The sequence below is a fragment of the Thioclava marina genome, from assembly GCF_002020135.1.
Classification (GTDB): domain Bacteria; phylum Pseudomonadota; class Alphaproteobacteria; order Rhodobacterales; family Rhodobacteraceae; genus Thioclava; species Thioclava marina.
The window spans coordinates 1,614,764-1,641,295 of sequence record NZ_MPZS01000001.1 but is presented as its reverse complement, the minus strand read 5'-3'; the positions used below and the strand labels follow the sequence as shown (position 1 = coordinate 1,641,295).

Genomic DNA, 26,532 nt, shown 5'->3' with positions numbered 1-26,532 from the left:
TAGGTTATGGCATCTTATCAGGCACGACAGCGCGACCCGCTTTTCGATCAGGACACGCAGGCGGTCCTTGAACGCCGTGGCAAGGAGCTGGTGGGCGGGCTTCTCGTCCTGCTTGGCGTTCTCGCCTCGATGATGCTGTTTTCCTATCACCCCGAGGATCCGAGCTGGATGGCCGCCTCCGACGAGCCGGTGCAGAACTGGCTGGGCCGGATCGGGGCCGGGATCGCTTCGCCGCTCTTCGTGATCGTCGGGCACGGAGCCTGGCTTCTGCCTGCGGCCCTTCTGACCTGGGGCGCGCGGATGATCACCCATCGCGGCGAGGAGCGTCTGGCCGGACGGATCATCTTCTTCCCGATCGCGGTGGCAGTCGCGGCTGTCTATGCCGCGCTTCTGGTGCCAGACGATCAGTGGGGACAGGCCTTCGGTCTTGGCGGGCATTTCGGTGACATGATCGCGGGCACGCTTCTGGGGATCGTGCCGGTTTCCGGGACGGTCGGGCTGAAGCTGCTCTCGCTGGTGCTCGCTGTGGCGATGCTCGCGATGGCGGGTTTCGTTCTGGGGTTCACCAAGCCCGAGTTGCGCGCGATCACACGCTTCATGTGGCTGGGTACGGTCGCGGCCTATGTCGGGATTTCGAACCTTCTGGGCAAGGGGGCCTCGGCCTCGGTGAGCGGCGCGAGGGCTGCTGCCGAGCGGGCACGGCAACGCCGCGCTGAGGCGGCCGAACGTGCCGCGGAGCTTGCCGCATGGGAAGAGCAGCAGGCGATGGCCGCCGGCTGGGCGCCCGAGGTGGAACCCGCACCAAGCGCACGGCCGTCGCTCCTGTCGCGCATCCGCCGCCCGCTCGAGCCCGAATATGACGCGTATGATCCCACGCCCGAACTGTTCGAAATCGAACCCGACTGGGCCGAGCAGAATACGCCGAGCGAGGATCGCATTCGCGCCCGAATCGCGCAGGCAGTGCAAAGCCGCAAGGCTGCGCCGATCGCGCCCGACTATGCGCCCGAAGAGCCGTCGCTCGTCGCGTATGATGCGCCCGAGAACTTTACCACGCCCGAAGTGGAGGCCCCGCGCGCTCCGGCTTCGGTTCTGGCCGCGGTGGCCAAGCGCCTCGCGCGCGCGCCGCGCCAGCCGCAAGTGGTTCACAACGAACCGCCGCTGCGGGCGGAGCCCCAGCTGCGCGCGGAACCGCCGCTCCATGCCAAGCCCCGCTTCATGCCGCGCGCCACAGCTTCCGCGCCCGAACCCGCGCCGATGCCCGAAGCCTATGTTACCCAATTCGAAGGCATCGAAGAGCCGCAGCTGACTGCTGCGCAGCAGATCGCGCTCGAGTCGCAAAACGATGACGGCTGGGATTGGACCCATCCCGAATATCAGGGGTTCGACGGGGTCGAGGACGATCCGTTGGAGATGCACACCGATCATTTCTATGCCGGTGAGCCCGACTCCTTTGACGAAACCGGTGCGCCGCAATGGGTCGAGGAAGATACCGTTCCCGAGATCCCCGCGGCCGCGCGCGGGCTCGACCGTCAGGTCATCAAGCAGTCGAGCGAGGCCAAGCGCGTCGTGCAGCCGGCGAAGAAGCCGATCACCCCTTCGCGCCGTGCGATCGAAGAGGCCCAGCCGAAACTCTCCTTCGAGACGCCCAAAGCCGCACCCTACGAGCCGCCGCCGCTCTCGCTGCTGACCAACCCGATGACCATCCAGCGTCACCAGCTCTCCGACGAGGCGCTCGAGGAAAATGCCCGGATGCTCGAAACCGTGCTCGACGATTACGGGGTGAAGGGCGAGATCGTTTCGGTCCGCCCCGGTCCGGTGGTCACGATGTACGAACTGGAGCCCGCGCCGGGTCTGAAAGCCTCGCGCGTGATCGGTCTGGCCGATGATATCGCGCGCTCGATGTCGGCGCTTTCCGCGCGCGTCTCGACCGTGCCGGGCCGCTCGGTGATCGGGATCGAATTGCCCAACGACCACCGCGAAAAGGTTGTGCTGCGCGAGATTCTCTCGGCGCGCGATTTCGGCGACACGAACATGAAATTGCCGCTCGCGCTCGGCAAGACGATCGGCGGCGAGCCGATCGTGACGAACCTCGCCAAGATGCCTCACCTGCTGATCGCGGGGACGACCGGCTCTGGTAAATCGGTGGCGATCAACACGATGATCCTGTCGCTGCTCTACCGTCTGACGCCGGAAGAGTGCCGTCTGATCATGATCGACCCGAAGATGCTGGAACTGTCGGTCTATGACGGCATCCCGCATCTTCTGAGCCCGGTTGTGACCGACCCGAAGAAAGCGGTCGTGGCGCTGAAGTGGGTCGTCTCGGAGATGGAAGAGCGCTACCGCAAGATGTCCAAGATGGGTGTGCGCAACATCGAGGGCTACAACGGGCGCGTGAAGGAAAGCCTCGCGAAAGGCGAGATGTTCAAGCGCACGGTGCAGACGGGCTTCGATGAGGAAACCGGCGAGCCGATCTTCGAGACGGAAGAATTCCAGCCCAGACCCTTCCCCTATATCGTCGTCATCGTCGACGAGATGGCCGACCTGATGATGGTCGCAGGGAAAGAAATCGAGGCCTGCATCCAGCGTCTCGCGCAGATGGCGCGCGCCTCGGGGATCCATCTGATCATGGCCACGCAGCGCCCCTCGGTCGACGTCATCACCGGCACGATCAAGGCGAACTTCCCGACCCGGATCTCCTTCCAGGTCACCTCGAAGATCGACAGCCGCACCATTCTGGGCGAGCAGGGCGCCGAGCAGCTTCTGGGCATGGGCGACATGCTCTACATGGCGGGCGGCGGCAAGATCACCCGCTGTCACGGCCCCTTCGTGTCGGATGAGGAAGTTGAAGAAATCGTCAACCATCTCAAGAGCTTCGGCCCGCCGGAATACATGTCCGGCGTGGTGGACGGGCCTGACGACGAGGTTGCATCCGATATCGATCAGGTGCTCGGCCTCAACACGGGCGGCAACACCAATGGCGAGGATGCGCTCTATGATCAGGCCGTGGGCATCGTGATCAAGGACCGCAAATGCTCGACCTCCTACATCCAGCGCAAGCTGGGCATCGGCTACAACAAGGCTGCGCGCCTCGTGGAGCAGATGGAGGATGAAGGCGTCGTCTCGGCCGCCAACCATGTCGGCAAACGCGAGATCCTCGTGCCCGAGCAATAAGGTCAGGCTCGGACCGAGCAGGGAACCAGCGCCCGGGGGATCTCCTCGGGGCGTTTTCCATCCCTGCTAGACGATACGAGCAGGCTGTTATTGCATGACATCGCCCCTTCGGCACAAATGCGCCCATTATGGACCCGTTGGCCGAGTGGCGCGTTACGGCGGGACTTCCTCTTTCGCAAGGAGTGCCTAAATCTATGGCCATGAAACTGATCCGCACCCTGCTTGTCGCCGTTTTCGCAGTGGCGTTCGCGCTTCCGGCTTCGGCCGGCAAGCTCTCGCTTTCCGAGATCTCGGCTTATCTCAACGCGCTGCAATCGGCGTCGGCGGATTTCACGCAGGTGAACTCCGACGGTTCGATCTCGACCGGCAAGCTCTACATCAAGCGCCCCGGCCGCGCGCGGTTCCAATACAGCAACGATGCGACGCTGGTCCTGGCCTCGGCCAACCGGGTTGCGGTGTTCGATCCGAAATCGAACCAGCCGCCCGAGCAATATCCGCTGGTGAAGACGCCGCTCAACCTGATCCTTGGGCGCAATATCGACCTGTCGCGCAGCGGGATGGTCGTCGGGCATAGCTCGGATGGCACCAAGACCATCGTCACTGCCCAGGATCCCGAACATCCCGAATACGGCACGATCCAGCTGGTCTTCACCGACAACCCGACAGAGCTGCGCCAATGGGTGATCACCGATGAGAGCGGCCAGAAGACCACGACGATCCTGAACAACCTCACCAAGGGCGGCAACTTCAGTCAGCTGATGTTCTCGATCGACGCCGAGGTGGCCAAGCGGCGCTGATCAGCGCCGACAGGTCTCAAGCTGGATGTCGTACATCTGCGCGCGCGTCGCGACCCTGTTCGCGACCGCCAGCAGCCAGGGCTTCGAGTTGTGGCTGCCGCGCGAGAAGCCGCCACGGCCCTCGTGATAGGCGAGATACTGGCTCCGGGCGTCGGATTTCGAGATCCCGAGCCGCTCGGAGCTGCCATCCATGTACCAGCCCATGAAATCGGTCGCGTCCGAAATCCGATTGCGTCTCGCGCCGAAGCTGCGGGTTTCCTCGCGATATTCATCCCAGGTGCCGTCGAGCGCCTGGCTATAACCATAGGCCGAGCTCTGGCGGCCAAGCGGGATGATTCCGAGCGCGAAGCGATACGGCGTCTTGGCGTTGCCGTCGAATTTGCTTTCCTGGTGAATCGTCGCCATCTGCACGGCCACCGGGATGCCCCACCGGGCTTCGGTACGGCGCATCGCCGCGTAATACTGAGGACGTTGCTTGATGATCGAACACGCGTCATCAAGGTTGCGTGGGGGCTTCGATGGGCCGCCTCCGCAGGCGGCAATCAGAAGCACGACGCCAAGGGCGAGGAATTTTTTCATTACTGCTCAACTTTGCTCTGACGGCCTTGTTTGCGGCCATCTTAAGCGCATTTCGCCGATACGAAAACCGCAAACAGGTATGGAATTCGTGACTGTCTATCCGAGCCGGACAATCTGTTTCCGGCAAAAATAAGGCGAAATCGTGGACATGCCGCGGGGTCACGATTTAGAAATCAGAAAAGAGGAATGCCCATGTACGCAACGCGCGCGAAATATCACATCGGACAGGTGGTGCGGCATCGCAAGCACCCGTTTCGGGGTGTGGTCTTTGATGTCGATGCGATCTTCTCGAATTCGCAAGACTGGTATGACGCGATCCCAGAGGATGCGCGCCCGCCCAAGAACCAGCCTTTCTATCATCTCCTCGCAGAGAATGATGAGAGCTATTACGTAGCCTATGTCTCGGAGCAGAACCTTGTTCCCGACTGGTCGGGCGAGCCGGTGAGCCATCCCGATCTGCCGGATCTGTTCGGCGAATTCGGCAACGGCACCTATTCGCTGCAATTCCAGCTGAATTGATTCCCGGCTGAATTGATCCCGAGCGGGTTTTGATCGCTCTAGCCAAATCCGGCATAGAAAGAGTTGCGGCGCCGAGAGGCGGTTTGGCGTCTCGAACTGTCGTTTGCCGGGGCCGCGAGAGCAGTCCCCGGATCCCGCGCTATCTACCGCCATGCATCTTCAGTTCGACCGGCGTTCGTGCAGCGGCGCGATGGGAAGCCGGAAGGCGAACAGGTTGCGCCCCTCGTGGCGGTGATAGCCGAGATCGGTGGCCAGATCGCGAATCAGGAACCAGCCAAAGCCGCCTTCGGGCAGGCTCTCTGGGTCTGGCCGGTCGCAATTCGCCCGCGCGTCGGGACAGAAACAGGAAGGCGGCAGCGCGATTCCGTCATCGCTGACCGAGCAGCTCAGTCCGCGTTTGTCGCGCACGATCGAGAGCGTCACATGACCCTTTGCGCTGTCGTGGTAGCTGTGTTCGACGATATTGTTGAGCACTTCGGCGAGGATGAGTTCGAGCGTGCCGGCCTCTTCCTCGGTCATCACCCGGATGAATCGTGCAAGCGCCGAGCGTAGCGCATCGCGCACGGCCATCGCGGTTGCGGGAAAGCTGTGATGGAAGATGCGCGGGTCGCCCGGCGGTGCCTCACCATGCGTCGGATGTTGCGAGAAAGCGGGTTCAGGCATATTTGCGCCCCTCTTCCAGTGCTGTGACCACATCCGGATGGATCGCGAAGACCGAATCCATCCGCGTCAGACGAAACACCTTGTCGACATTGTTTGTCAGCCCGCATAATTCGAGCCGCCGGTTCGGTGCGAGCGATTTCATCACGGCCACCACCGCGCCCAGCCCCGAACTGTCGAGAAATTCGACCTCTGACATGTCGAGTAGGACACGCCCACCCGGTTGCGCGGTGACTTCCCGCATGCGTTCCTTGAAGAGGAGCGCAATCGCTGCATCCAGACGCGCCTCCTCGACATGGACGACGAGCGCGCCTTCACAGGCTTCGGCAGACAGGTTCATCTTGGGCTCCTGCAAAGCGAATTCGAGATCGAGGCTAGACGCCAATACTTACCATTCGGTATCCGTGGGGCAGATTTTCGGGAGGACGAGATGGAAAACGTGGTGATTGTTGGGGCTGCGCGTACGCCGATGGGCGGGATGCAGGGCGTATTCGCCGATGTGAGCGCGGCCGATCTGGGCGGCGCCGCGATCAAGGCGGCACTGGAGGGCGCGGGTGTTGCGCCCTCGCGGATCGAGGAAGTGCTCATGGGCTGCGTGCTCCCAGCGGGCCAGGGTCAGGCGCCCGCGCGGCAGGCGGGCTTCGCAGGCGGCCTTGGCGAAGAGGTGCCCGCGACGACGCTGAACAAGATGTGCGGCTCGGGGATGAAGACGGCGATGGTGGCCTATGACCAGATCGCCTTGGGCCAGACCGGGGTGATGATCGCGGGCGGCATGGAGAACATGACCAAGGCGCCCTACATGCTGCCGCAGATGCGCTCAGGCGCGCGGCTGGGCCATGGGCAGGTGATCGACCACATGTTCCTCGACGGGCTGGAAGACGCCTATGACAAGGGCCGCCTGATGGGCACTTTCGCCGAGGATTGCGCGCAGGCGTTCCAGTTCACGCGCGAGGCGCAGGACGAGTATGCGCTGGCCTCGCTCAGCCGGGCGATCGAGGCCGACAAGTCGGGCGCGTTCGAGGGCGAGATCACGCCGGTCACGGTGAAGACCCGCAAGGGCGAGACTGTCGTCGCCGTGGATGAGCAGCCCGGCAATGCACGCCCCGACAAGATCCCGCAGCTCAAGCCCGCTTTCCGCAAGGATGGCACGGTGACGGCGGCGAACTCGTCCTCCATTTCCGATGGCGCGGCGGCGCTGGTGATGGCGTCGGAGGCCGTAGCCAAGGCGGAGGGCCTGCCGATCCGGGCCCGTGTTTTGGGCCATGCGAGCCATGCCCAGGCGCCTGCAGATTTCCCGACCGCCCCGGTGCCTGCCGCCGAGAAGCTGCTGAAAAAGCTTGGCTGGTCGGTCGAGGATGTCGATCTGTGGGAGGTCAACGAGGCCTTCGCGGTCGTGCCGATGGCCTTCATGCACAAGCTGAATATCCCGCATGAGAAGGTGAACGTGAACGGTGGCGCCTGTGCTCTGGGTCACCCGATCGGGGCCTCGGGGACGCGGATTGTCGTGACGCTGCTCAATGCTTTGGAAAAGCGCGGGCTCAAGCGTGGCGTAGCCGCGATCTGCATCGGCGGGGGCGAGGGCACGGCTATCGCGATCGAACTCCCATGAAGGTCGATTACGACGATCTCGCGCAGCGCATCGCGGCGCTGACCGAAGGCGAGACCGATGAGGTCGCGCTGATGGCGACGCTCGCCTGCGAGATCCATCACGCGGATGACCGGTTCGACTGGACGGGGTTCTACCGCGTCACCGAGCCGGAACTGCTGAAGATCGGTCCCTATCAGGGCGGGCATGGCTGCCTCGTGATCCCGTTTGCACGCGGGGTCTGCGGGGCGGCGGCGCGCGAGGGGCGCACGCAGCTCGTGCCTGACGTCGAGGCGTTCCCCGGCCATATCGCCTGCGCCAGCTCCACCCGGTCGGAGCTGGTGATCCCGGTCTATGCGAGGCGCGGGGTGATTGGCGTGCTCGATATCGACAGCGACCAGCCCGATGCCTTCACCGAAGACGACGCGGCAGCCCTTGAGGCGATCTTGCGCGACGTATTCGGCGCGCTCTGACTTGACCGCCGCGCGGGGGCGGTGCATCCCCCGCGCATGGAATATGTCTATGACCCGCCGCAGGAAGCTCCGCGCATCCTTCATGCCGACCACGAGATCCTCGTGGTCGACAAGCAGGCCGGGTTGCTGTCCGTTCCGGGCAAGGGGCCGGACAAGGCCGATTGCCTGATCTCGCGCCTCAAGGGCATCTATCCCGAGGTTCTGCTGGTGCATCGGCTCGATACCGATACGTCGGGGGTGATGGTCTTTGCGCTCACCCCCCATGCGCAGCGCCATCTCGGGCTGCAATTCGAGAAGCGCCAGACGAAGAAGGCCTATCAGGCGCGTCTCTGGGGCGAGCTGGCCGAGAAGGAAGGCCGGGTCGATCTGCCGCTCTGCGTCGATTGGCCGAACCGTCCGCGCCAGCATGTCGATCACGAGAATGGCCGCCCCGCACAGACCGACTGGCGGGTGATGCGCCTTGAGGATGGCACGACACGGGTGCGGCTGATGCCGGTCACCGGGCGCAGCCACCAACTGCGCGTGCATATGGCCGAGCTTGGCCACCCGATCCTTGGCGATCCGCTTTACGCCGAAGGGCCAGCGCAAGACTATCCGCGCCTGATGCTCCATGCCGAGACCCTGCGGTTCCGTCATCCGGACGGCGGACAGCACATGACCTTCACCGCGCCCGTGCCGTTCTGAGACCGATACAATCGCACCCTTTCCCCCGCTGACGGCTGCGGGCATACTCCGGCGCGTAACGATGCGGAGGCCACGATGCCCAAACCCTTGCGCCTTGGTGTGAATATCGATCACGTCGCGACCGTGCGGAATGCGCGCGGCTCTGCCTATCCCGATCCGCTGCGCGCGGCGCTGCTGTCGGAAGAGGCGGGGGCAGACGGGATCACGGCACACCTGCGCGAAGATCGCCGCCATATCCGCGACGCCGATATCGAGGCGCTGATGGCGGGGATCAAGGTTCCGCTCAATTTCGAGATGGCGGCGACCCCCGAGATGCAGGCGATCGCGCTGCGTCACATCCCCCATGCCTGCTGCATCGTCCCCGAAAAGCGGCAGGAGGTGACGACCGAGGGCGGTCTGGACGTGGCGGGCGATGTCTCGCGGCTGACCGATTTCGTGGGTCCGCTGGTCGAGGCCGGGATCCGCGTGTCGATGTTCATCGGCCACGACCCGGCGCAGATCGAGGCCTCGGCCAAGATCGGCGCGCAGGTGGTGGAGCTGCATACGGGCCATTACTGCGACCTGCATTACGAAGGCAAATTCGATGCGCGGGATACCGAGCTCGAAGCGCTCAAGGCCGGGGCTGTCTATGCCGACAGTCTCGGGCTCGAGGTCCATGCAGGCCACGGTCTGACCTATGAGACGGTCGAGCCGATCGCCGCGATGAAACAGGTGCGCGAGCTGAATATCGGCCATTTCCTGATCGCCGAGGCGATTTTCGTGGGCCTCGGCCCCGCGATCCAGCATATGCGCAAGCTAATGGATGCGGCGCGGGGGTGATCGGATGCGCGCGATCTACCTGACCTATCTCGCCTGGTTCATCGCTCTCACCATCGGGTTGCCACTCGTGTTGATGGCGGTCGAGGCCGTGACCGGCTTCGACATAAGCAGTTCGGCCGTCTCGATCATCCCGGCGATGATCGCGGCCCATCTTTCGGGGATCAGTTTCGTCAAGCGCTTCGAACGCGTCCCGGAGAAATCCGAGAGCTGGCGCTTCACCTTTGTCGCCTTCGGTCTTCTGGTGGTTGCGACGCTGGTCCTGACGGCGGGCTTCCTCATGGTCTTCCCCGATCTTCAATCCGAGGTGGCCGGGATGATGGACCCGGGCGTGTTGGCGATTTTCGCCGCGATGATGGCGGTGATCCTGCTGGTACTCTTCGTCACGACCCGGATCTTCTTTGGTCTGGGAGCGCGCACGCAATTCAAGGCCCTCGCGCGTCAGCGCGAGAAGGGGTGAGGCCATGCGCGGACTTTTGACATTCGCGATCTGTACGGGGTTTGCATCGGGGCCGGTTGCGAGCGCGGCCCAGGAGGTCACGCCGTGCGATTTTCGCGCCAGTGCGGAGAACATCGTCGAGCCCTGGGAGGAAAACAGCCGGACCTTTGCCAATGGCGCGGTGCGCGTGGCGCTGCTCGATACGATCGAGCCCGGCGCGGCGGCCTTTCATATCCTGCTTCTTTCTTCCCCTTTCGACGAGGTGGGCGGGCGGCAATGCCGGATGATCTCACCCGCGCGGGGCTTCGGCTTCTACTCGGTCGATTTCCAGGCGCTCGAGGCGGCCTACGACCCGGCGACGGGGTTGAGTTTCGCCCTTCCGGTTCAGGCGGTGGACGAGACGGGCAATCCCAAGCCGCGTCGCCTGCATTTCACGCTCAATCAGGCGAGCGGGGCGATCTCGGCGGAGCTGGCGCCGTGATCCTCGGCATCGGCACGGATCTGGCGAATATCGAGCGGATCGAGCGCACGCTCGAACGCTTCGGGGATCGCTTCCGCAACCGGGTCTTCACCGAGACCGAACAGCGCAAGGCGGAGCGGCGCAAGGATGTGGCCGGAACCTATGCGAAACGCTGGGCGGCGAAAGAGGCCTGCTCGAAGGCGCTCGGGACGGGCTTGAGGATGGGGATTTCCTGGCGCGACATGGCGGTCACGAATCTGCCAACCGGGCAGCCGGCGATGCATGTCACGGGTTGGGCCGCGGATCGCTTAAAGGAAATGACGCCAGAGGGTTACGAGGCGATCATCCATGTCACGCTGACCGATGACCACCCTTGGGCGCAGGCCTTCGTCGTGATCGAGGCCCGCAAGCTTTCTTGACTCGGGCGTGAGGCCGCGTATTCAGGCAGGGATTTTTGAGGCAGGGTAAGAACAACATGGCGAAGAAGAACTCCGAGGGCGGTATCCTCGATACGGTCAAGACGATCGTCTGGGCTCTGGTGATTGCGGGCGTGTTCCGCACTCTGTTCTTCCAGCCCTTCTGGATCCCTTCGGGGTCGATGAAGGACACGCTGCTGATCGGCGATTTCCTCTTCGTGAACAAGATGGCCTACGGCTATTCCAAATATTCCTGCCCCTTTTCGGCCTGCCCGATCTCGGGCCGCATCCTTGCCAGCGATCCCGAGCGCGGCGACGTGGTGGTGTTCCGTCATCCGACCAAGAATGTCGATTTCATCAAGCGTCTGATCGGCCTGCCGGGCGACCAGATCCAGATGATCGACGGCGTTCTGCAGATCAACGGCAAGGCCGTGGGCATGCAGCCGGAAACCGATTTCGCGGAGGTGATGGAGCGACAGGGACCGCAAGGGCTGCTGCCGCGCTGCACGAACGCGCCGGTGGGCATGGGCGATACCTGCCTCAAGAAGCGCTTCAAGGAAACGCTTCCCAATGGCGTGACGCATGACATCCTCCAGATCAACGAGAATGGCCCGGTGGACAACACCCCGGTCTATACCGTGCCGGAGGGGATGTATTTCTTCATGGGCGACAACCGAGACAATTCCGAGGACAGCCGCTTCCCGCAATCGGTGGGCGGGCTCGGATTTGTCCCGGCCGAGAACCTGATCGGCCGCGCGGACCGGATCATGTTCTCTTCGGCGGGGCGCTCTCTCTTCTACTTCTGGACCTGGCGTCCGGACCGCTTCTTCAAGGCGATCAATTGAAGCTGAGCGCGGAGATCAAGGCTTTCGAAGAGCGTCTCGGGCATACATTCAAACGGCCCGAGCTGCTTTTGCGCGCGCTCACGCATAGCTCGATCTCCACGCCGACCCGCCCCGACAACCAGCGGCTCGAGTTTCTGGGTGACCGGGTGCTCGGGCTGGTGATGGCAGAGGCGCTGTTTCTCGCCGACAAGTCCGCTTCCGAGGGCCAGCTCGCCCCGCGCTTCAACGCGCTGGTGCGCAAGGAGGCCTGTGCCGATATGGCCCGGGCGATCGACCTCGGCGCGGTGCTGAAGCTTGGCCGGTCCGAGATGATGACCGGCGGGCGGCGCAAGATGGCGCTTTTGGGGGATGCGATGGAGGCGGTGATCGCCGCGGTCTATCTCGATGCCGGGTTCGAGGCGGCGCGCGACCTTGTGCTGCGGCTCTGGCAGGATCGTCTGGAGAGCGTCGAGGAAGATGCGCGCGACCCCAAGACCGCGCTTCAGGAATGGGCTCAGGCGCGCGGCTTGCCGCCACCGCGTTACGAGATCACCCATCGCGACGGTCCCGATCACGCTCCGAATTTCACGATCGAGGTGACGCTCGAGAATGGCGCGCGCGAGACCGCCAAGGCCGGCTCGAAGCGTCAGGGCGAGATGGCCGCCGCGAAGGCGCTGTTGAAACGTCTCGAAGGCTGAAGGGCCCATCATGGCCCGGGGGCGACCAGCCGCGGGCCACGCCCGCCTCCCCCAGGGGGAGGGCGCGTTGGCGATGATATCGCGGGTTCAAGCGACCCGCGGGATTTCGAGATTAAGCGATGACCACAAGCGGAACGTCGCGCCCAGCAAAGGCCCGGGCGCTGACCTTCTCGCTCAACCCGCAACAACATGATGACTGGCATCACGCGGCGTAATACGCTACCCCCGCGCCCGTATCGCCAAGAAGGAATGCCCATGACCACACGCGCCGGTTTCGTCGCCCTGATCGGAGAGCCCAATGCGGGCAAATCCACGCTGCTCAACGCGATGGTTGGCGCGAAGGTCTCGATCGTCACCCATAAGGTGCAGACCACCCGCGCGCGCATCCGCGGTGTCGCGATGGAAGGGCAAAGCCAGATCGTCTTCGTCGACACGCCCGGCATCTTCCGCCCGCGCCGTCGTCTGGACCGCGCGATGGTCAACGCCGCCTGGGGCGGGGCGGCCGATGCGGATCTGATCGTGCTGCTGGTCGAGGCGCATCGCGGGCTGACGCCGGGAGTGGAGAGCATTCTCGAAGCCCTGCGAGGGCGTGAAGGCACGCAGCCGGTGGCGCTTGCGATCAACAAGATCGACAAGGTGAAATCCGAGGAGCTTCTGGGCCTGACCGCGAAGCTCAACGAGGCGTTCGACTTCGCCAAGACCTTCATGATTTCGGCCGAGCGCGGCTATGGCGTGCAGGACCTCAAGGAATGGCTCGCGGGGGAGATGCCCGAGGGGCCGTGGCTCTACCCGGAAGACCAGATCGCCGACCTGCCGCTGCGCATGATCGCCGCCGAGATCACCCGCGAGAAGCTGACGCTGCGCCTGCATGAGGAATTGCCCTATCAGCTCACCGTCGAGACCGAGAAATGGGAAGAGCGCAAGGACGGCTCGGCCCGGATCGACCAGATTATCTATGTCGCGCGCGACGGTCACAAGGGGATCATCCTCGGCAAGGGCGGCGAGACGATCAAGGCGATCTCGAAAGCTGCCCGTGAGGAGCTGATCGAATTTCTCGACCGCCCCGTGCACCTGTTCCTGCAGGTGAAGGTGCGTCCGAACTGGCTGGAGGAGGCCGAGCGCTATTCCGAGATGGGGCTCGATTTCAAGGACTCGAAGTGATGAGCGAGGCGCGGCTGACCACGGATTTCTGGGTCCGCGCCTATCTCAAGCGGTTGGAGCTCGCCAATATCCCGGCGTATGTGACCGCGCATGGGCAGGCGTCCTCGGGCGCCGTGATGGTGAAATGCGCGCGTCTCGACGGGACCGCGCAAAGCTACGAGCGGCGCGCGGACCTTATGACAGGCAAAAGTGCATGGATGCTCTTGCATGACGGGCCCGAGGCCGAAGTGGACGCCAGCATCCGCAAGCAACGCAGCTTCGATCCCGATCTCTGGGTGATTGAGATCGAAAGCCGCGAGGGCCGTACGCTTCTCGACGAAGAAGGGCTCAGCGGCTGAGGCCGAGCCTCTTCAACCCGCGCCCGAGCGCGACGATCAGCAATCCACCGATCCAGAAGGCCACGAGGAACTTCACGCACCAGAGCGCGAGCCCGCCCCAGCCGAGCTTGTCGAGGTCGAGGAAGAAATAGGGGTATGAGCCGGTCTCGAGCCCCCGGATGACCGCATAGACCAGATAGGCAAGCGGCCAGAGCAGCCAGAGCGCGGCATGGGGCCAGTTCAGCGACCCTTTCGGGGCCAGCGCCAGCCACCAGATCGGCACCAGCACCGGCGCGATCGTGTGGTAGAGCAGGTTCGACAGGTAATCGAGCCCGTAAAGCTGCGCATTGCCCGCCAGCAGCAGGTGATAGACCACGCCCACGATCAGGATCCAGAGCACCAGCGCCGCAAGGAAGGGCCGCGAGAGGTAGCACTTCTTCCACGACATCCAGGCGAAAGCCAATCCTACCAGCGTATTCGTCCAGATCGTGAAATAGCGAAACATCAGCCACAGTACGCCCAGCGGCACCTTCGCGTTCGGATGCACCGTGAGGTTATTGGCGAAGCTCGCCCCGAAAGCAGTCAACTCGATCAGCGCGATCAGGGCCGCTAGAAGATAGGATGCGCGTGTCATGGCGAGACGCTAGAGCCGAGCGGGGCGCGCGCGCAACTCACGAAGCTGCTTGCGCCGCAACGTTACGGCGCGGATAGTCGCGCGCATGGACTGGCAAGACTACGGCACGATCCTCTCTGCGCGCCCGCATGGGGAAAGCTCGATGATCGTCGAGCTGTTCGCGTCCGCGCATGGGCGTCATGCGGGGGTGGTTCGGGGCGGGGCTTCGCGCAAGATGGCCGGGATGTTGCAGCCGGGAAACCGGGTCATGGCGACATGGCGGGCGCGACTGGAAGATCATCTGGGCAGCTTTACGCTCGAGCCGCTGCAAAGCCGTGCCGTGATCCTGTCGGACCGGCAGGCGCTGGCGGGGCTGAACGCGGCGACGGCGCTGTTGCGCTTCACCCTGCCCGAGCGCGAGCCGCATGACGCGCTATTCGCCGCGTCCGAGGCGTTGTTCGACGCGATGGCCGAAGGCGGTGACTGGGTGCCGCTCTATTTGCGCTGGGAATTGGGGCTGCTGGAGGAGATGGGCTACGGGCTCGATCTGTCCTCCTGCGCGGTGACCGGCTCGCGCGATGATCTGGCCTATGTCAGCCCGCGTTCGGGTCGTGCTGTCAGCCGCGCGGGGGCAGGCGAGTGGGCTCCGAAACTTCTGCCGCTGCCGCTGTGCCTTTTGGGGCAGGGGCCTGCGAGCTTGGCCGAGATCGTGCAGGGGCTCCGGTTGACCGGGTTTTTCCTTGGCGAGCGGATGGCGCCGGATCTGGGGGACCGCCCCTTGCCGGAAGCGCGCCAGCGGTTCGTGGATTTGCTGGGGCGGAGTGCGCGGTAGGTCATAGAGCTCGGCGCGGGGCGCGACCAGCCCCGGGCCGCGCCCGTCCGGCCTTCGCGAAGCTCAGGCGTTCGCCGGGACGTCCTTCCACTGGAAGGACGCTCAATCCCGGCTAACCCCTCCCCCCCGGGAGGGCGCATTGGCGATGGCTCGCGGGTTCAAGCGACATGCGGGCTTTTGAGATGGCCCGCAGACCACAGCGGATCAAAACGCCCACCCAAGGCTCGGGCGCGGCCCTCATTGCCAAGCGCTCATGGCCTTTCGCGATCATCCAGCAGCAGCGTCAACAGCGCCAGATCGAGCCAGCGCCCGAACTTCTTGCCGACCTGCGGCATCAGTCCGACATGGGCAAAGCCCAATCGTTCATGCAGCCGGATCGACACGGCGTTGGCAGCGTCGATTGCGCCGACCATGACGTGATACCCGTCCGCGCGGGCGCGTTCGATCAGCGCCTCCATCATCTGCGCGCCCTTGCCGCCCGAGCGGTGATCGCGGTGCACATAAACGGAATGCTCGACACTCAGCCGATAGCCGTCATGGGGGCGGAAGGGGCCGAAGCTCGCATAGCCCACGGCGCGCCCGCCTTCGTCCCAGACCAGCAGCGGATAGCCCGCGCCCTGCCTCTCCGCGATCCAGGCGCGGCGGTTCTCGGCATCGACCTCGATCTCGTTCCAGATCGCGGTCGTGTTGCGCACCGCATCATTGTAGATCTCGGTGATGGCCTCGGCATCTTCGGGGCGGGCGTCGCGGATCATCGGCATCTCCCTTTTCAGGCAGATTTGGCGCGCTTGCGTTCCCTACGCAACGGCTATTTCGCGGCGAGGAACCGCCCGGTGCGCAGAATTGCCTCCTCAGCGGGCACGAAGTTCACGCCCAGATCGCGCGTTGCCGCCGCGTGGCTGAGCCGCATCGTCTTGCCGAGCATCGGTTTGATCAGGGCGATCTGGCTATCGAACAGGGCCAGCGCCCCGATCAGCCAGTTCGGCGCGCGTCGCGTTGCGATCCGGCGCTCGGGAAACTCGGCTTTCAATCCGCGCGCCATCTCGGGGAAAGAGAGGAACCTCTCGGCGCAGATATAGCGCTGACCGATGCTGGCGGGGGTGTCGAGCGCGGCCACGTGGCAGGCCGAGACATCCGCGATATCGACAACGGGCAGTTCGAATTCGGGCACCGCCGGGTCCTTGCCGGCCATGATCCGCTCGATCACCCCGACCGACGATCCGGTGTGGCGGTCCATCGGCGTGCCGCAGACGAGGCCGGGGTTGATCACCGTCAGCTCCATCTCGTGATGGTCCTCGATGAATTCCCAGGTGGCTTCCTCGGCGAAGATCTTTGAGCGGGTATAGGCGCTGCAAGTGGGCGCCTTCGGGTTCGACCAGTCAGTCTCGGTCATCGGATCGGAGGTAACGCCGTGCATCACCGCTTCCATCGAGGAGGTAAGCACCACGCGCGTCACACCCGCCGCCTGTGCCGCCGAGAGGACACGCCGTGTACCCTCGACTGCCGGGGCGATGATCGTGCGCTCATCCTTGATCTTGGTGATCGGGAAAGGGGACGCAGTGTGGATCACAGCGTCGATCCCCTCCATCGCCTCGGCCCAGCCCGCGTCGGACAAAAGGTCGGCCTCGACAAAGCTGATCCGGTCGAGCGCTTCGGGGCCGAGTTCGGCGAGCGCCGCGTTCACCTCGGCGCCCCGGCTGGCCTTGCGCAGGGTGCCGCGCACCGTTTCGCCCTGTGCCAGCAGGTCGTAGGCGATGCGTTTCGCGATAAAGCCGGTGATGCCGGTGACGAGAATCGTGCGGGCCATGCGCCTCCCCTTGTGGCTGAGCCTTTTGGTTCAGGTGGGGGCGCGAAGCGGGAAGTCAAATAGGAGACGGAATGCGAGGGGTTTCGGGGGAAGCGATGAGGGCCGCGCCCGACATTGGGTGGGCGCGGTGCCACGGGGCTGATACAGCGCTTTATCCCTCCACCCTGCCGCACGTGCGAGCCATTTGCGACAGTGCAAAAGCGCCCTCCCGGGGGGAGGTCGGGCGCGGCCCGGGGTTAGTCACCCCGGGAATGTCGGTGCCTCTGGAAATGAAAAACCTGCCGCCTACGGGGCGACAGGTTCTGTTTTTCGCCTGAGTCGCGGCCAGCCCGGCGCTGCCACGGGCAGCGCGTTCGCCGCTGAGAGGCTCCACTGGAGCCTCTCCGAGACGGCACTCACCCCAGCAGACGCCGCGCGATGACCTGCGCCTGAATCTCGGCAGCACCCTCGAAGATGTTGAGGATACGCGCGTCGCACAGGATACGGCTGATCTGGTATTCCAGCGCGAAGCCGTTGCCGCCATGGATCTGCAGCGCGTTGTCCGCTGCCGCCCAGGCCACGCGGGCGCCGAGCAGCTTCGCCATGCCGGCTTCCAGATCGCAGCGATGGCCATGATCCTTTTCCCAGGCCGAGAAATAGGTCAGCTGGCGCGCGATCATGGTTTCCACCGCCATCATCGCGAGCTTGCTGGCCACACGCGGGAATTCGATCAGCGACTTGCCGAATTGCTTGCGGTCGATCGCGTATTGCATGCCGATTTCCAGCGCCGATTGCGCCACGCCCACGGCGCGGGCGGCGGTCTGGATGCGCGCGGATTCGAACGTCTCCATGAGCTGCTTGAAGCCCTTGCCCTCTTCGCCGCCCAGAAGGTTCTCGCCCTTCACGCGGAAATTGTCGAAGCCGAGTTCGTATTCCTTCATGCCGCGATAGCCGAGCACTTCGATCTCGCCGCCGGTCATGCCCTCGGTGGGGAAGGGGTTGTCATCGGTGCCCGGCGTTTTCTCCGCCAGGAACATCGACAGACCCTTGTAATTGTCGGTCGCGGGATCGGTGCGCGCCAGCAGCGTCATCACATGGGTGCGCTGCGCATGGGTGATCCAGGTCTTGTTTCCGGTGATCAGCCAGTCATCGCCATCCCTGACTGCGCGGGTGCGCAAGCTGCCCAGATCCGAGCCGGTATTCGGTTCGGTGAAGACGGCGGTGGACAGGATTTCACCCGAGGACAGACCCGGCAGCCATTTCTGTTTCTGCTCCTCGGTGCCGCCGCAGATGATCAGCTCTGCCGCGATTTCCGAGCGCGTGCCAAGCGAACCCACGCCGATATAGCCGCGCGACAGCTCCTCGGTCACGACGACCATCGAGGCTTTCGACAGGCCGAGCCCGCCATATTCTTCCGGAATGGTCAGGCCGAAGACGCCGAGTTCGGCGAGCTCCTCGATGATCTCCATCGGGATCAGTTCGTCCTTCAGGTGCCATTCATGCGCGTTCGGCTTCACGCGGTCTTCGGCATAGCGGTAGAACTGCTCGCGGATCATTTCGAGGTCTTCGTCGAGGCCCGACTGCCCGAAGATCGAACGGCCCTGAACGTCGCGGATCAGCTCCACGAGGCGCATCCGCGCGGCGTTCGAATTGCCGCCTGCGATCAACGTCGCCGCAGCGTCCGACGGGCTCCAGCTGACGCCCATATCCGCAAGGCGCACCATTTCGCCCTGGTTCATCTGGATGCCGCCCGCGATCTGCGCGAGGTATTCACCGAAACCGATCTGGAGGATCAGTTTCTCCATTTCGCCCAGTTTGCCTTCTTCGGCCAGACGACCGGCCCAGGCGCGCAGCTGCTTGAGAGACTGCTGATAGGTGGTCAGCCAGGCAAGGCCGTGAGCGCGGTACTGGTTCTCTTCGAGAAGCGCGGCCGAGATGCGGCCGTCCTTTTCGGTCGCGGCGCGCAGGCTCGCGGTTGCATCAGAGACCAGCGTTTCCAGCTCGGGAAGGCTCGCTTCGGTCAGCGAGAGAAGGTCGTCCAGAATGATCGTCGTCGGCATGTCGGCCCCATCATGTGCCATGAGTCGGCTCCTTATTCTGCGGTTGCAGCCTGTCTAGTTATTTCGCATCCGCAGCGCAATAAAAATTCGCTGTATATGATTTGTGCGACTTAAAATGTCGCAACACCCTGAAATCTGCGCGTTTGTCGGCCGCAAATTCCGGATGCGGAGCCCTGCGCGTCCCGATAAAAGCGATGCAGGGGAGAGGGGCGCATGTTCGGACTGGAAATTTGGCAGATCGCGCTCGCATTGGGCGTCACGCTTTTCGCGGGTTTCGTGAAGGGCGCGGTGGGGTTCGCGATGCCGATGATCATGCTGTCGAGCTTTGCTTCCTTCCTGCCGCCGCATCAGGCGCTGGCACTCTTGATCCTGCCAACGCTGGTGACCAACGTGATGCAGGCTTTCCGGCAGGGCGTGCGCGCCGCGCTGGGTTCGGTCAGCCGCTACCGGCTGTTCATCGCGATGATTGTCATCTTCATCCCCGTAAGCGCGGCGCTTGTCGATCTGATCCCGCAAGCGTTGATGTATGCGCTTCTTGGCGGGCCCATCCTCGCTTTCGCGATCTGGCAGATCTCGGGGCGCCAGATCATCATGCCGACCCGCCATCGCGCGGTGACCGAAACGCTGCTGGGCATCATTGGCGGGCTCTACGGCGGGATCTCCGGGATCTGGGGACCGCCGCTGATCATCTATCTGATCTCGATCGACGCGCCGAAACAGGAGGCCGTTCGGATCCTCGGCGTGGTATTCCTGACGGGCGCGATCATCCTGACCGCCTCGCATCTGGTTTCGGGCGTGCTGAACACGCAGACGATCCCCTTGTCGCTGCTCATGGTGTTGCCCGCGCTTGTCGGGATGAAGCTCGGTTTCAAGGCGCAGGACCGGCTCGACCCGGTGCGCTTCCGGCGCTGGACCTTGATCCTTCTGGGACTGGCCGGGGCGAACCTTCTGCGACGCGCGTTGATGGGTTAGGCCACGAAGGGCCGAAGCCCCTGTCGCCGCGCCGAGGCGAGCGTCTTCGCCTCATAGCCATGGACGATCTTGCGCACTGGCTTGCGATGCAGCGGCAGCCACCCTTCCTTTGCAAGCGGCGCAAGCGCGGTCGTTGCAGCCAGAAGCGGCTGGCGGGCGAGGCGGCCCAGATGCAGGCTTTCGATCTTGCAGCCATCGGCGATCAACAGGTGATGGCCCTCGAGCAAGATCCCGTGCCAGCTAAGCAGGCCGGGACGATCGGGTTGTAGCGCCGCGCAGCCGTCGACCAGATCCCCGGCGGCGATCAGCACCTCGTCGAGACCGAAGAGGAAATCGACCGCCGGACCTTCGAGTACCACGCGATGTTGCGGCATCACCCAGAGGTCGCGGGTCTTCGAGAACACCGGTGCGCAGAGTTTCACCGGGCGCAGATGCCCGAGCGCGGGCAGGGTGAGGCGACCCGACCAGAGCACGGGCTGCGGGCCGGCATCGGCGGTCAGCACTAGATCTCCCGCTTGCAGATGGGCGGCAGGGCGCAGCCCCTCCGGCGTCTCGATTGGCGTGGCGGGGGCGAAACAGGCGGCAGGGCCCACCGGCTGGAGATGATCGCCAATCGCGAGCCAGTCCACGCGCGGCCCGAGCGTTGCAGGGCCAGATCCTTGAACGAGCGCCACGATCTCGGCGCGCGTGAGCGGCAGCGGTGCAAGGCCGGCTTGCTGGCGGATCGTCCCCAGATCGAGCGCCTCAAGCGTCAGCAGGCTCTCGCGGCCCGGACCGTCCCAGCGCCAGCTCAGCCGCATCCGCCCGCCCGCGAGCCGTTCCTGCGTCGCATCGAGCGAGACCGCATGCACCGCATCGCCGCGACGCTGAGCCATGACGATGCGGCCCTCGGCATCGAGCTGGAGCGACAGGAAATCCTGCCAGTCGCCACAATGGTTGAGATGGATCAGCGGCAGCGGCGCCTCTTCGCCGCGCATCAGCGTGAATTCGAGCATCAGGGTGCCCTGCGCGACCAGCTCGGGCAGACGATGATCGTCGAAACGATGTGCGCCGCGATGCGCGATATGGGCGGCGATCCAGCCGCCTTGCGGTCTCATGCGTGATCCTCCCCATGCGTGGAGAGGGCTACCTGTCGTGCCATTGCCTGTCTCCGGCCCGGTTGTGGTCAGAGGGCGAGCGTGTGAAGGCGCGCCGCGCAACAGCGCGGGTCGTCGTCTCTGGTGTCGGGCTTTGCCCTGCTCGTCTGCCCTGCCATGGGCTTATCATTGTGTTGTTTTATGACATGACCGCCGGCTTTTGCGAAGCCCTCTTCGCCGCAGCCGAGCGCGGGCCGGGCGCCAGTAGCGAGGACGCAACAGCCATTGCTCCGCGCGCCCGCGCGCTCTAAGCCTGTGGCTCAGACAAGGAGAGCCCATGACCACCGATCCCGTAGCCCTGAGCGCCGAGCTGATCCGCTGCCCCTCCGTGACCCCCGAAGAGGGCGGCGCGCTGGTTCTGCTGGAAACCCTGCTCTCGAAGGCCGGGTTCGCCTGCACCCGCGTCGATCGCAATGGCACGCCGAACCTGTTCGCACGCTGGGGCGAGAAGGGGGCGGCGAAGAGCTTCGGGTTCAACGGTCATACCGATGTCGTGCCGGTGGGCGACGCGGCCGCCTGGACGCATGATCCCTTCGGCGCCGAGATCGTCGATGGCGTGATGTGGGGGCGCGGCGCCACCGACATGAAGACGGGCGTTGCGGCTTTCGCGGCGGCAGCGGTGGATTTCGTGACGCAGACCCCGCCCGAGGGCGCGGTGATCCTGACTATCACCGGCGATGAGGAAGGCCCGGGCCGCGACGGCACGCGGGCCCTTCTCGACTGGATGCAGGCCGAGGGCGAGGCGATGTCGGTCTGTCTGGTGGGCGAGCCCACCTGCCCGAACGAGATGGGCGAGATGATGAAGATCGGGCGGCGCGGATCGATGACCTTCTATATCGAAGCCGAGGGCGTGCAGGGCCATGCCGCCTATCCGCATCGCGCGAAGAACCCGCTGCATGCGCTGGTCGATCTGCTGGGCCGGATGACCGCCGAGCCGCTCGACCAGGGCACCGAGCATTTCCAGCCCTCCAGCCTGCAGATCACCACGATCGACTGCGGCAACCCGGCCAATAACGTGATCCCGGCCAAGGCCCGCGCGACGGTCAATATCCGCTTCAACGATGCCCATAGCGGCGAAAGCCTGGTTACCTGGGCCGAGGCGCTGGCGCTCGCGGTGACGATGGAGACCGGCGTCACCTTCGCGCTCAACCCCGACATCTCGGGCGAGAGCTTCGTCACCCCGCCCGGCCCCTTCGTCGATCTCGTCGCCCGCTCGGTCGAGGCGGAAACCGGCCGCGCGCCGGAACTGTCCACCTCGGGCGGCACCTCGGACGCGCGTTTCGTGAAGGATCATTGTCCGGTGGTGGAGTTCGGCCTCGTCGGCGCGACCATGCATCAGGTGGACGAGCGCGTGCCCGTCGATCAGATCGAAACCCTCAAACGCATCTATGCCCGCATTTTGCGAGACTATTTCGCATGATCAGGATCGAGGCGGTCGAGGATTACACCCCCTGTCACGCGCTGCGCCGCGAGGTCTTCATCGAGGAGCAGGGTATCCCCGAGCCCGAGGAGTGGGACGATCTCGATGACGAGGCGATCCATCTGCTCGCGCGCGAGGGCGAAACGCCGCTCGGCACGGCGCGGCTGATCCGCAAGGGCGAGACCGGCAAGATCGGCCGTATCTGCGTGGTAAAATCCGCGCGCGGAACCGGCCTCGGCGCGGCGATGGTGAATGATGCCTGCGCACGCTTTAAGGAACTGGGCTGCACCCGCGCCTATCTCTCGGCGCAGGTCTACGCGATCCCGTTTTACGAAAAACTCGGCTTTGCCGCCTATGGCGAGGCCTATGACGACGCGGGCATCCCACACCGGGACATGGAAAAGGCGCTCTGACCTGGCGGCCCCGCGACGGGCGTCAGGCGACCAGCGCTTCGGCCTTCTTCAGATCGACCGAGACGAGCTGGCTCACGCCCTGTTCCTGCATGGTGACGCCAAACAGCCGGTCCATCCGCGCCATCGTCACCGCGTGGTGGGTGATGATCAGAAAGCGCGTATCGGTGCGGCGCGTCATCTCGTCGAGCAGGTCGCAGAAGCGCGTCACGTTCGCATCGTCGAGCGGCGCGTCGACCTCGTCGAGCACGCAGATCGGCGCCGGGTTGGCGAGGAACACCGCGAAGATCAGCGCCATCGCGGTCAGGGTCTGCTCGCCGCCCGAGAGCAGCGAGAGCGTCGAAAGCTTCTTGCCCGGCGGCTGGCACATGATCTCGAGGCCCGCTTCCAGCGGGTCGTCGCTCTCGACCAGTTGCAGATTGGCCGAGCCACCCCCGAAGAGGTGCGTGAACAGCGTGCGGAAGTTCTCGTTCACTTGCTCGAAGGCGGTCAGCAGTCGCTCGCGCCCTTCGCGGTTGAGGCCCGAGATCCCGGCGCGCAGCTTGCGGATCGCCTCCTCGAGATCGGACTTCTCCTTGACTAGCGCGTCATGCTCTTCCTGCACCTCGCGCGCGTCTTCCTCGGCGCGCAGGTTCACCGCACCAAGGCTTTCGCGCTGGCGTTTGAGCCGGTTCACATCCGCATCCAGCGTCTCGGCGTCGGGCATTTTCTCGGGATCGGCGTCGAGGCTGTCGAGAAGCTCCTGTGGCGTCTTCTCGGTCTCGTCCGCGATACGTTCGGCGGCATAGGCGACGGTTTCGCGCGCGGCATCGACGCGAGCCTCGGCGCGTGCGCGAGCCTCGCGGGCCTCGCCTGCCAGGCGCTCGGCCTCGCGCTCGGCGATCTGCGCCTCGCGCAGCGCGCTTTCGGCGCTCGAGAGCTTGTCGGACGCCTCGGCCTTGCGTGCCTCCGCATCCGAGATCGCCTCGGACAGCTCGGCGCGCTTGGCGGCCAATTCTTCGGGCGCGGCGGAGGCCTCTTTCAGCTCCTCCTCGGTCTCGGTCTTGCGGGTCGCGAGCTCGGCCGATCGTTTCTCGGCGGTCTCGAGACGATGCCGCCAGCCCGAGATTTCCTTGGTGATCTCCTGCCGACGCTTCAGGCGTGCCTCGCCCTCGCGGCGGATCTCGTCATGGACGGAGCGCTTGGTGAGCATCGTCACCCGCGCGGCCTCCACGGTCATCTTCACCGCCTCGACCTCGCCGCGCGCGGCGTCGAGATCAGGCAGCGAGTCCTGGGCATTGGTCGCCTCGCGCAGCGCCATCCGGGCAGAGCTTGCCTCCTCCTCATGGCGCGCGACGGCGAGCGTGGCGCTTTCGAGCTTGGAGCTGGCAATCGAACGATCGGCCTCGGCGCGGCTGAGCGCTCGGCCCGCCTCGGCCAGACGGCGATCGGCTTCGCGGCGGGCTTCGCGGGCGGCGGCATCGGCGCGGGTGGCTTCGGCCAGCTGTGCGGTCAGGGCTTCATGGGCGTCCTTCGCTCCGTCTGCACGCGCCGCGGCCTCTTCCAGATCGCGCTTGAGCTCGACCAGCCGGTTGAGCTGTTGCAGGCGCAGCGCGGCGGCGGTGGGCGCATCCTCGGCGCCCGCGCGATAGCCATCCCAGCGCCACAGATCACCCTCGGGTGAAACGAGCCGTTGACCGGGGGCCAGCTGTTCCTGAAGGCGCGCGCCCTCGTCGTAATCGGCCACGAGCCCGATCTGCGAGATCCGCCGCGACAGCACGCCGGGCACGTCGACATGAGCCGAGAGCGGTTCGACGCCGACTGGCAGGGGTTGGGGCGCGGGGTAATCGGACAGGGTCTGCCAGCCGGTCGGAGCGTCGTCATCGACCTCGGGGGCGCGCAGGTCATCGGCGAGCGCCGCACCCAATGCCGCCTCGTAGCCCTTGTCGACGCGCACGCGATCAAGAAGCTGGGTGCCGCTCGCCGCCTCACGCTCGACGAGGCGGGCGAGAGCGGTGACCTCGGCGCGCAGGGCCCCGGCTTCGCCTTCGGCTTCCGATCGGGCCGCGCGCGCGGCGCTTTCGCGCGACTGAGCCTCAGAACGGGCCTCGTCGGCGGCGGCAAGCGCCTCTTCGGCGGCCTCGGCGGCGTCCTGCGCCTCGCCCTGCTGGGCCTCGGCGATCTCGTAATCCTCGGCGGCCTTCGACAGCGCGGCGGCAGCGGCTTCGGCGGCGGCTTTCGCCTGTTCGGCGGCAGCTTCGGATTTCTCGGCGGTGGCGCGGTTGTCCGTGACGAGGCGCTGCGCCGATTGGTGGCGGGCTGCGAGACGGGCGACATCCTCGGTCAGCTCCGAGAGCTGCGCCTCGCGTTCCTGCAGGATCTGCGCGGCCTCATGGGCGGCATCGGCGGCCGCGTCGAGCTTGTCGGCATGGCCTTCGGAGGCCTTGGCGATCTGGCCCTGCTCCCATTCGAGCCGCGCGATCGTCTCTCCGGCGTCGCGGTTCAGCCCCGCCTCGCGTTCCATGTCGCGGATGAGCTGTTCGATCCGGGCCTTGAGTGTCTCGATCCGGGCGAGCGCCTGATCTTCCTGATCCGAGAGCGCATCGCGCTGCACGGTCAGACGTTGCAGGATCGCCCCCGCGATGGCCTCTTCCTCGCGCAGCGGCGGGAGCGCATCTTCCTTGCCCTGACGGGTCTTCGCGGCTTCGCGCGCAGTACGTTCGGCCTGCGATGCGGCGGTGATCTTCTCGCGGTGGCCATCTTCGGCGGTGGCCCGCGCGATGTCGGCCTCGCGCCAGCGGCGGTAAAGCAGCATCCCTTCGGCGCGGCGCAGTTCCTCGCCGATGGAGCGATAGCGTGCCGCCTGCCGGGCCTGCCGTGCGAGCGTCGCAAGCTGTGCGGCAAGCTGTTCGATCACGTCGTCGACGCGGGTCAGGTTCTGCTCGGCCCCGTTGAGTTTCAGTTCGGCCTCGTGGCGGCGCTGATAAAGACCCGAGATCCCCGCCGCCTCTTCCAGAATGCGGCGGCGGTTCTTCGGCTTGGCATTGATCAGTTCCGAGATCTGGCCTTGCCGCACGAGCGCGGGCGAATGCGCGCCGGTCGAGGCATCGGCGAACAGCATCTGCACGTCGCGGGCGCGCACGTCCTTCGAGTTCACCTTGTAGGCCGAGCCGGCATCGCGGGTGATCCGGCGCACGATCTCCAGCCCGTCGCTGTCGTTGAACCCCGAGGGCGCCAGACGTTCGGTATTGTCGATCTGGAGCGAGACTTCCGCGAAGTTGCGCGCCCCACGCGACGAGGCGCCCGCGAAGATCACGTCTTCCATTCCGCCACCGCGCATCGCCGAGGGGCGGTTTTCACCCATCACCCAGCGCAATGCCTCGAGCAGGTTCGACTTGCCGCAGCCATTGGGCCCCACGACCCCAGTCAGGCCGTCATGGATCACGAGGTCCGTGGGGTCCACGAAGCTCTTGAAGCCGTTGAGACGAAGCCGGGAGAAGCGCAATGCACTGCCTTTCCGAATCTGGGTGCGGTTCTGGAAAGTGTCGGCAGGGGCGCGCGGCGAGTCAATGAAAACGCCCTGTATCTGGCGTTCTCGGGTTGGTTATCCACAAGATATTGGCGCTTTCTCGCGCAATTTTACCATCCGGGCGGATGATGGAGCCGGGCGCGCGGCGGGCGAGGGAGGCGATATTCGGCCTGCGAGAGAGCCGCGACTGCCTGAC

27 protein-coding genes are annotated in these 26,532 nt (G+C 65.1%); 18 read left to right on the top strand and 9 right to left on the bottom strand.

Annotated features, from left to right (window positions below; translation table 11 throughout):
* The first annotated feature begins 6 nt into the window (after nt 1-6).
* Together BMG00_RS07915 and BMG00_RS07910 are read left to right on the top strand one after the other, a co-directional pair.
* A complete protein-coding gene (locus BMG00_RS07915) occupies nt 7-3,171 on the top strand; it encodes a DNA translocase FtsK (RefSeq protein ID WP_078573853.1) in 3,165 nt (1,054 codons plus the stop codon).
* A 200-nt stretch (nt 3,172-3,371) separates the two neighbouring features.
* On the top strand, nt 3,372-3,968 hold the full coding sequence (locus BMG00_RS07910; protein ID WP_078527216.1) for a LolA family protein: 597 nt from the start codon (nt 3,372-3,374) through the stop codon (nt 3,966-3,968).
* Here the strand turns inward: BMG00_RS07910 and BMG00_RS07905 are convergent, their stop codons facing one another.
* The gene (locus BMG00_RS07905) at nt 3,969-4,547 is read right to left on the bottom strand and encodes a transglycosylase SLT domain-containing protein (RefSeq protein ID WP_078526179.1); all 579 of its coding nucleotides are present in this window, start codon (nt 4,545-4,547) and stop codon (nt 3,969-3,971) included.
* A gap of 192 nt (nt 4,548-4,739) precedes the next feature.
* Between BMG00_RS07905 and hspQ the strand changes: the two genes are divergently transcribed.
* Complete coding sequence (gene hspQ / locus BMG00_RS07900; protein WP_078526177.1) at nt 4,740-5,066, top strand: heat shock protein HspQ; 327 nt, start codon at nt 4,740-4,742, stop codon at nt 5,064-5,066.
* Nucleotides 5,067-5,225: 159 nt separating this feature from the next.
* On the opposite strand, the gene BMG00_RS07895 is transcribed toward hspQ, so the two are convergent.
* Complete coding sequence (locus tag BMG00_RS07895; protein ID WP_158521698.1) at nt 5,226-5,729, bottom strand: ATP-binding protein; 504 nt, start codon at nt 5,727-5,729, stop codon at nt 5,226-5,228.
* On the bottom strand, nt 5,722-6,066 hold the full coding sequence (locus BMG00_RS07890; RefSeq protein ID WP_078527214.1) for an STAS domain-containing protein: 345 nt from the start codon (nt 6,064-6,066) through the stop codon (nt 5,722-5,724). Before BMG00_RS07890 ends, BMG00_RS07895 begins: the two co-directional genes overlap by 8 nt.
* A gap of 90 nt (nt 6,067-6,156) precedes the next feature.
* Here BMG00_RS07890 and BMG00_RS07885 point away from each other — a divergent pair, with 90 nt between their 5' ends.
* The 11 genes from BMG00_RS07885 (at nt 6,157) to BMG00_RS07835 (ending at nt 13,620) form a co-directional block, all read left to right on the top strand.
* Nucleotides 6,157-7,335, top strand: coding sequence for a thiolase family protein (locus BMG00_RS07885; RefSeq protein WP_078573850.1), 1,179 nt, complete (start codon nt 6,157-6,159; stop codon nt 7,333-7,335).
* The gene (locus BMG00_RS07880; protein ID WP_078526173.1) at nt 7,332-7,784 is read left to right on the top strand and encodes a GAF domain-containing protein; all 453 of its coding nucleotides are present in this window, start codon (nt 7,332-7,334) and stop codon (nt 7,782-7,784) included. Before BMG00_RS07885 ends, BMG00_RS07880 begins: the two co-directional genes overlap by 4 nt.
* 36 nt (nt 7,785-7,820) lie before the next feature.
* The gene (locus BMG00_RS07875) at nt 7,821-8,468 is read left to right on the top strand and encodes an RluA family pseudouridine synthase (protein WP_078526171.1); all 648 of its coding nucleotides are present in this window, start codon (nt 7,821-7,823) and stop codon (nt 8,466-8,468) included.
* A gap of 75 nt (nt 8,469-8,543) precedes the next feature.
* On the top strand, nt 8,544-9,287 hold the full coding sequence (locus BMG00_RS07870; RefSeq protein WP_078526169.1) for a pyridoxine 5'-phosphate synthase: 744 nt from the start codon (nt 8,544-8,546) through the stop codon (nt 9,285-9,287).
* Nucleotides 9,288-9,291: 4 nt separating this feature from the next.
* Nucleotides 9,292-9,744, top strand: coding sequence for an ABZJ_00895 family protein (locus tag BMG00_RS07865; RefSeq protein WP_146642583.1), 453 nt, complete (start codon nt 9,292-9,294; stop codon nt 9,742-9,744).
* 4 nt (nt 9,745-9,748) lie between these two features.
* Nucleotides 9,749-10,204, top strand: a complete 456-nt coding sequence (locus tag BMG00_RS07860; RefSeq protein WP_078526165.1) for a hypothetical protein — start codon at nt 9,749-9,751, stop codon at nt 10,202-10,204.
* Nucleotides 10,201-10,602 (top strand): holo-ACP synthase, encoded by a 402-nt coding sequence (gene acpS, locus BMG00_RS07855; RefSeq protein WP_038075140.1) that lies wholly within the window; start codon nt 10,201-10,203, stop codon nt 10,600-10,602. The genes BMG00_RS07860 and acpS overlap by 4 nt, the downstream gene beginning before the upstream one ends.
* A 56-nt stretch (nt 10,603-10,658) precedes the next feature.
* Nucleotides 10,659-11,444, top strand: coding sequence for a signal peptidase I (gene lepB, locus BMG00_RS07850; protein ID WP_038075136.1), 786 nt, complete (start codon nt 10,659-10,661; stop codon nt 11,442-11,444).
* Nucleotides 11,441-12,121: a ribonuclease III gene (gene rnc, locus BMG00_RS07845; protein ID WP_078526163.1), complete on the top strand. Its 681-nt coding sequence runs from the start codon at nt 11,441-11,443 to the stop codon at nt 12,119-12,121. The genes lepB and rnc overlap by 4 nt, the downstream gene beginning before the upstream one ends.
* A gap of 255 nt (nt 12,122-12,376) precedes the next feature.
* Nucleotides 12,377-13,282 carry a GTPase Era gene (era, locus tag BMG00_RS07840; RefSeq protein ID WP_078573848.1) on the top strand — a complete coding sequence of 302 codons (906 nt, stop codon included), beginning with the start codon at nt 12,377-12,379 and terminating at the stop codon, nt 13,280-13,282.
* Nucleotides 13,282-13,620, top strand: coding sequence for a DUF1491 family protein (locus BMG00_RS07835; RefSeq protein WP_078573847.1), 339 nt, complete (start codon nt 13,282-13,284; stop codon nt 13,618-13,620). The genes era and BMG00_RS07835 overlap by 1 nt, the downstream gene beginning before the upstream one ends.
* Here BMG00_RS07835 and BMG00_RS07830 read toward each other — a convergent pair.
* Nucleotides 13,610-14,233, bottom strand: a complete 624-nt coding sequence (locus BMG00_RS07830) for a Pr6Pr family membrane protein (RefSeq protein WP_078573846.1) — start codon at nt 14,231-14,233, stop codon at nt 13,610-13,612. The genes BMG00_RS07835 and BMG00_RS07830 overlap by 11 nt on opposite strands.
* 85 nt (nt 14,234-14,318) lie before the next feature.
* Here BMG00_RS07830 and recO point away from each other — a divergent pair, with 85 nt between their 5' ends.
* A complete protein-coding gene (gene recO, locus BMG00_RS07825) occupies nt 14,319-15,044 on the top strand; it encodes a DNA repair protein RecO (protein ID WP_078526155.1) in 726 nt (241 codons plus the stop codon).
* A gap of 251 nt (nt 15,045-15,295) precedes the next feature.
* Here the strand turns inward: recO and BMG00_RS07820 are convergent, their stop codons facing one another.
* From BMG00_RS07820 to BMG00_RS07810, 3 genes are all read right to left on the bottom strand, one after another.
* Nucleotides 15,296-15,799 (bottom strand): GNAT family N-acetyltransferase, encoded by a 504-nt coding sequence (locus BMG00_RS07820; RefSeq protein WP_078574275.1) that lies wholly within the window; start codon nt 15,797-15,799, stop codon nt 15,296-15,298.
* A 53-nt stretch (nt 15,800-15,852) separates the two neighbouring features.
* Nucleotides 15,853-16,851, bottom strand: a complete 999-nt coding sequence (locus tag BMG00_RS07815) for an NAD-dependent epimerase/dehydratase family protein (protein ID WP_078573844.1) — start codon at nt 16,849-16,851, stop codon at nt 15,853-15,855.
* A 395-nt stretch (nt 16,852-17,246) separates the two neighbouring features.
* Complete coding sequence (locus BMG00_RS07810) at nt 17,247-18,911, bottom strand: acyl-CoA dehydrogenase family protein (protein ID WP_078573842.1); 1,665 nt, start codon at nt 18,909-18,911, stop codon at nt 17,247-17,249.
* A gap of 192 nt (nt 18,912-19,103) precedes the next feature.
* On the opposite strand from BMG00_RS07810, the gene BMG00_RS07805 reads away from it, so the two are divergent.
* Nucleotides 19,104-19,862 carry a sulfite exporter TauE/SafE family protein gene (locus BMG00_RS07805; RefSeq protein WP_078573841.1) on the top strand — a complete coding sequence of 253 codons (759 nt, stop codon included), beginning with the start codon at nt 19,104-19,106 and terminating at the stop codon, nt 19,860-19,862.
* Here BMG00_RS07805 and BMG00_RS07800 read toward each other — a convergent pair.
* On the bottom strand, nt 19,859-20,959 hold the full coding sequence (locus BMG00_RS07800; RefSeq protein ID WP_078526145.1) for a Hint domain-containing protein: 1,101 nt from the start codon (nt 20,957-20,959) through the stop codon (nt 19,859-19,861). The genes BMG00_RS07805 and BMG00_RS07800 overlap by 4 nt on opposite strands.
* Nucleotides 20,960-21,275: 316 nt before the next feature.
* Between BMG00_RS07800 and dapE the strand changes: the two genes are divergently transcribed.
* Nucleotides 21,276-22,418, top strand: a complete 1,143-nt coding sequence (dapE, locus tag BMG00_RS07795) for a succinyl-diaminopimelate desuccinylase (protein WP_078573839.1) — start codon at nt 21,276-21,278, stop codon at nt 22,416-22,418.
* Entirely contained in the window at nt 22,415-22,831 is a 417-nt protein-coding gene (locus BMG00_RS07790; protein ID WP_093469932.1) for a GNAT family N-acetyltransferase, read from the top strand. Before dapE ends, BMG00_RS07790 begins: the two co-directional genes overlap by 4 nt.
* A 22-nt stretch (nt 22,832-22,853) precedes the next feature.
* Here the strand turns inward: BMG00_RS07790 and smc are convergent, their stop codons facing one another.
* Nucleotides 22,854-26,312 (bottom strand): chromosome segregation protein SMC, encoded by a 3,459-nt coding sequence (gene smc, locus BMG00_RS07785; RefSeq protein ID WP_078573837.1) that lies wholly within the window; start codon nt 26,310-26,312, stop codon nt 22,854-22,856.
* Nucleotides 26,313-26,532 lie beyond the last annotated feature (220 nt).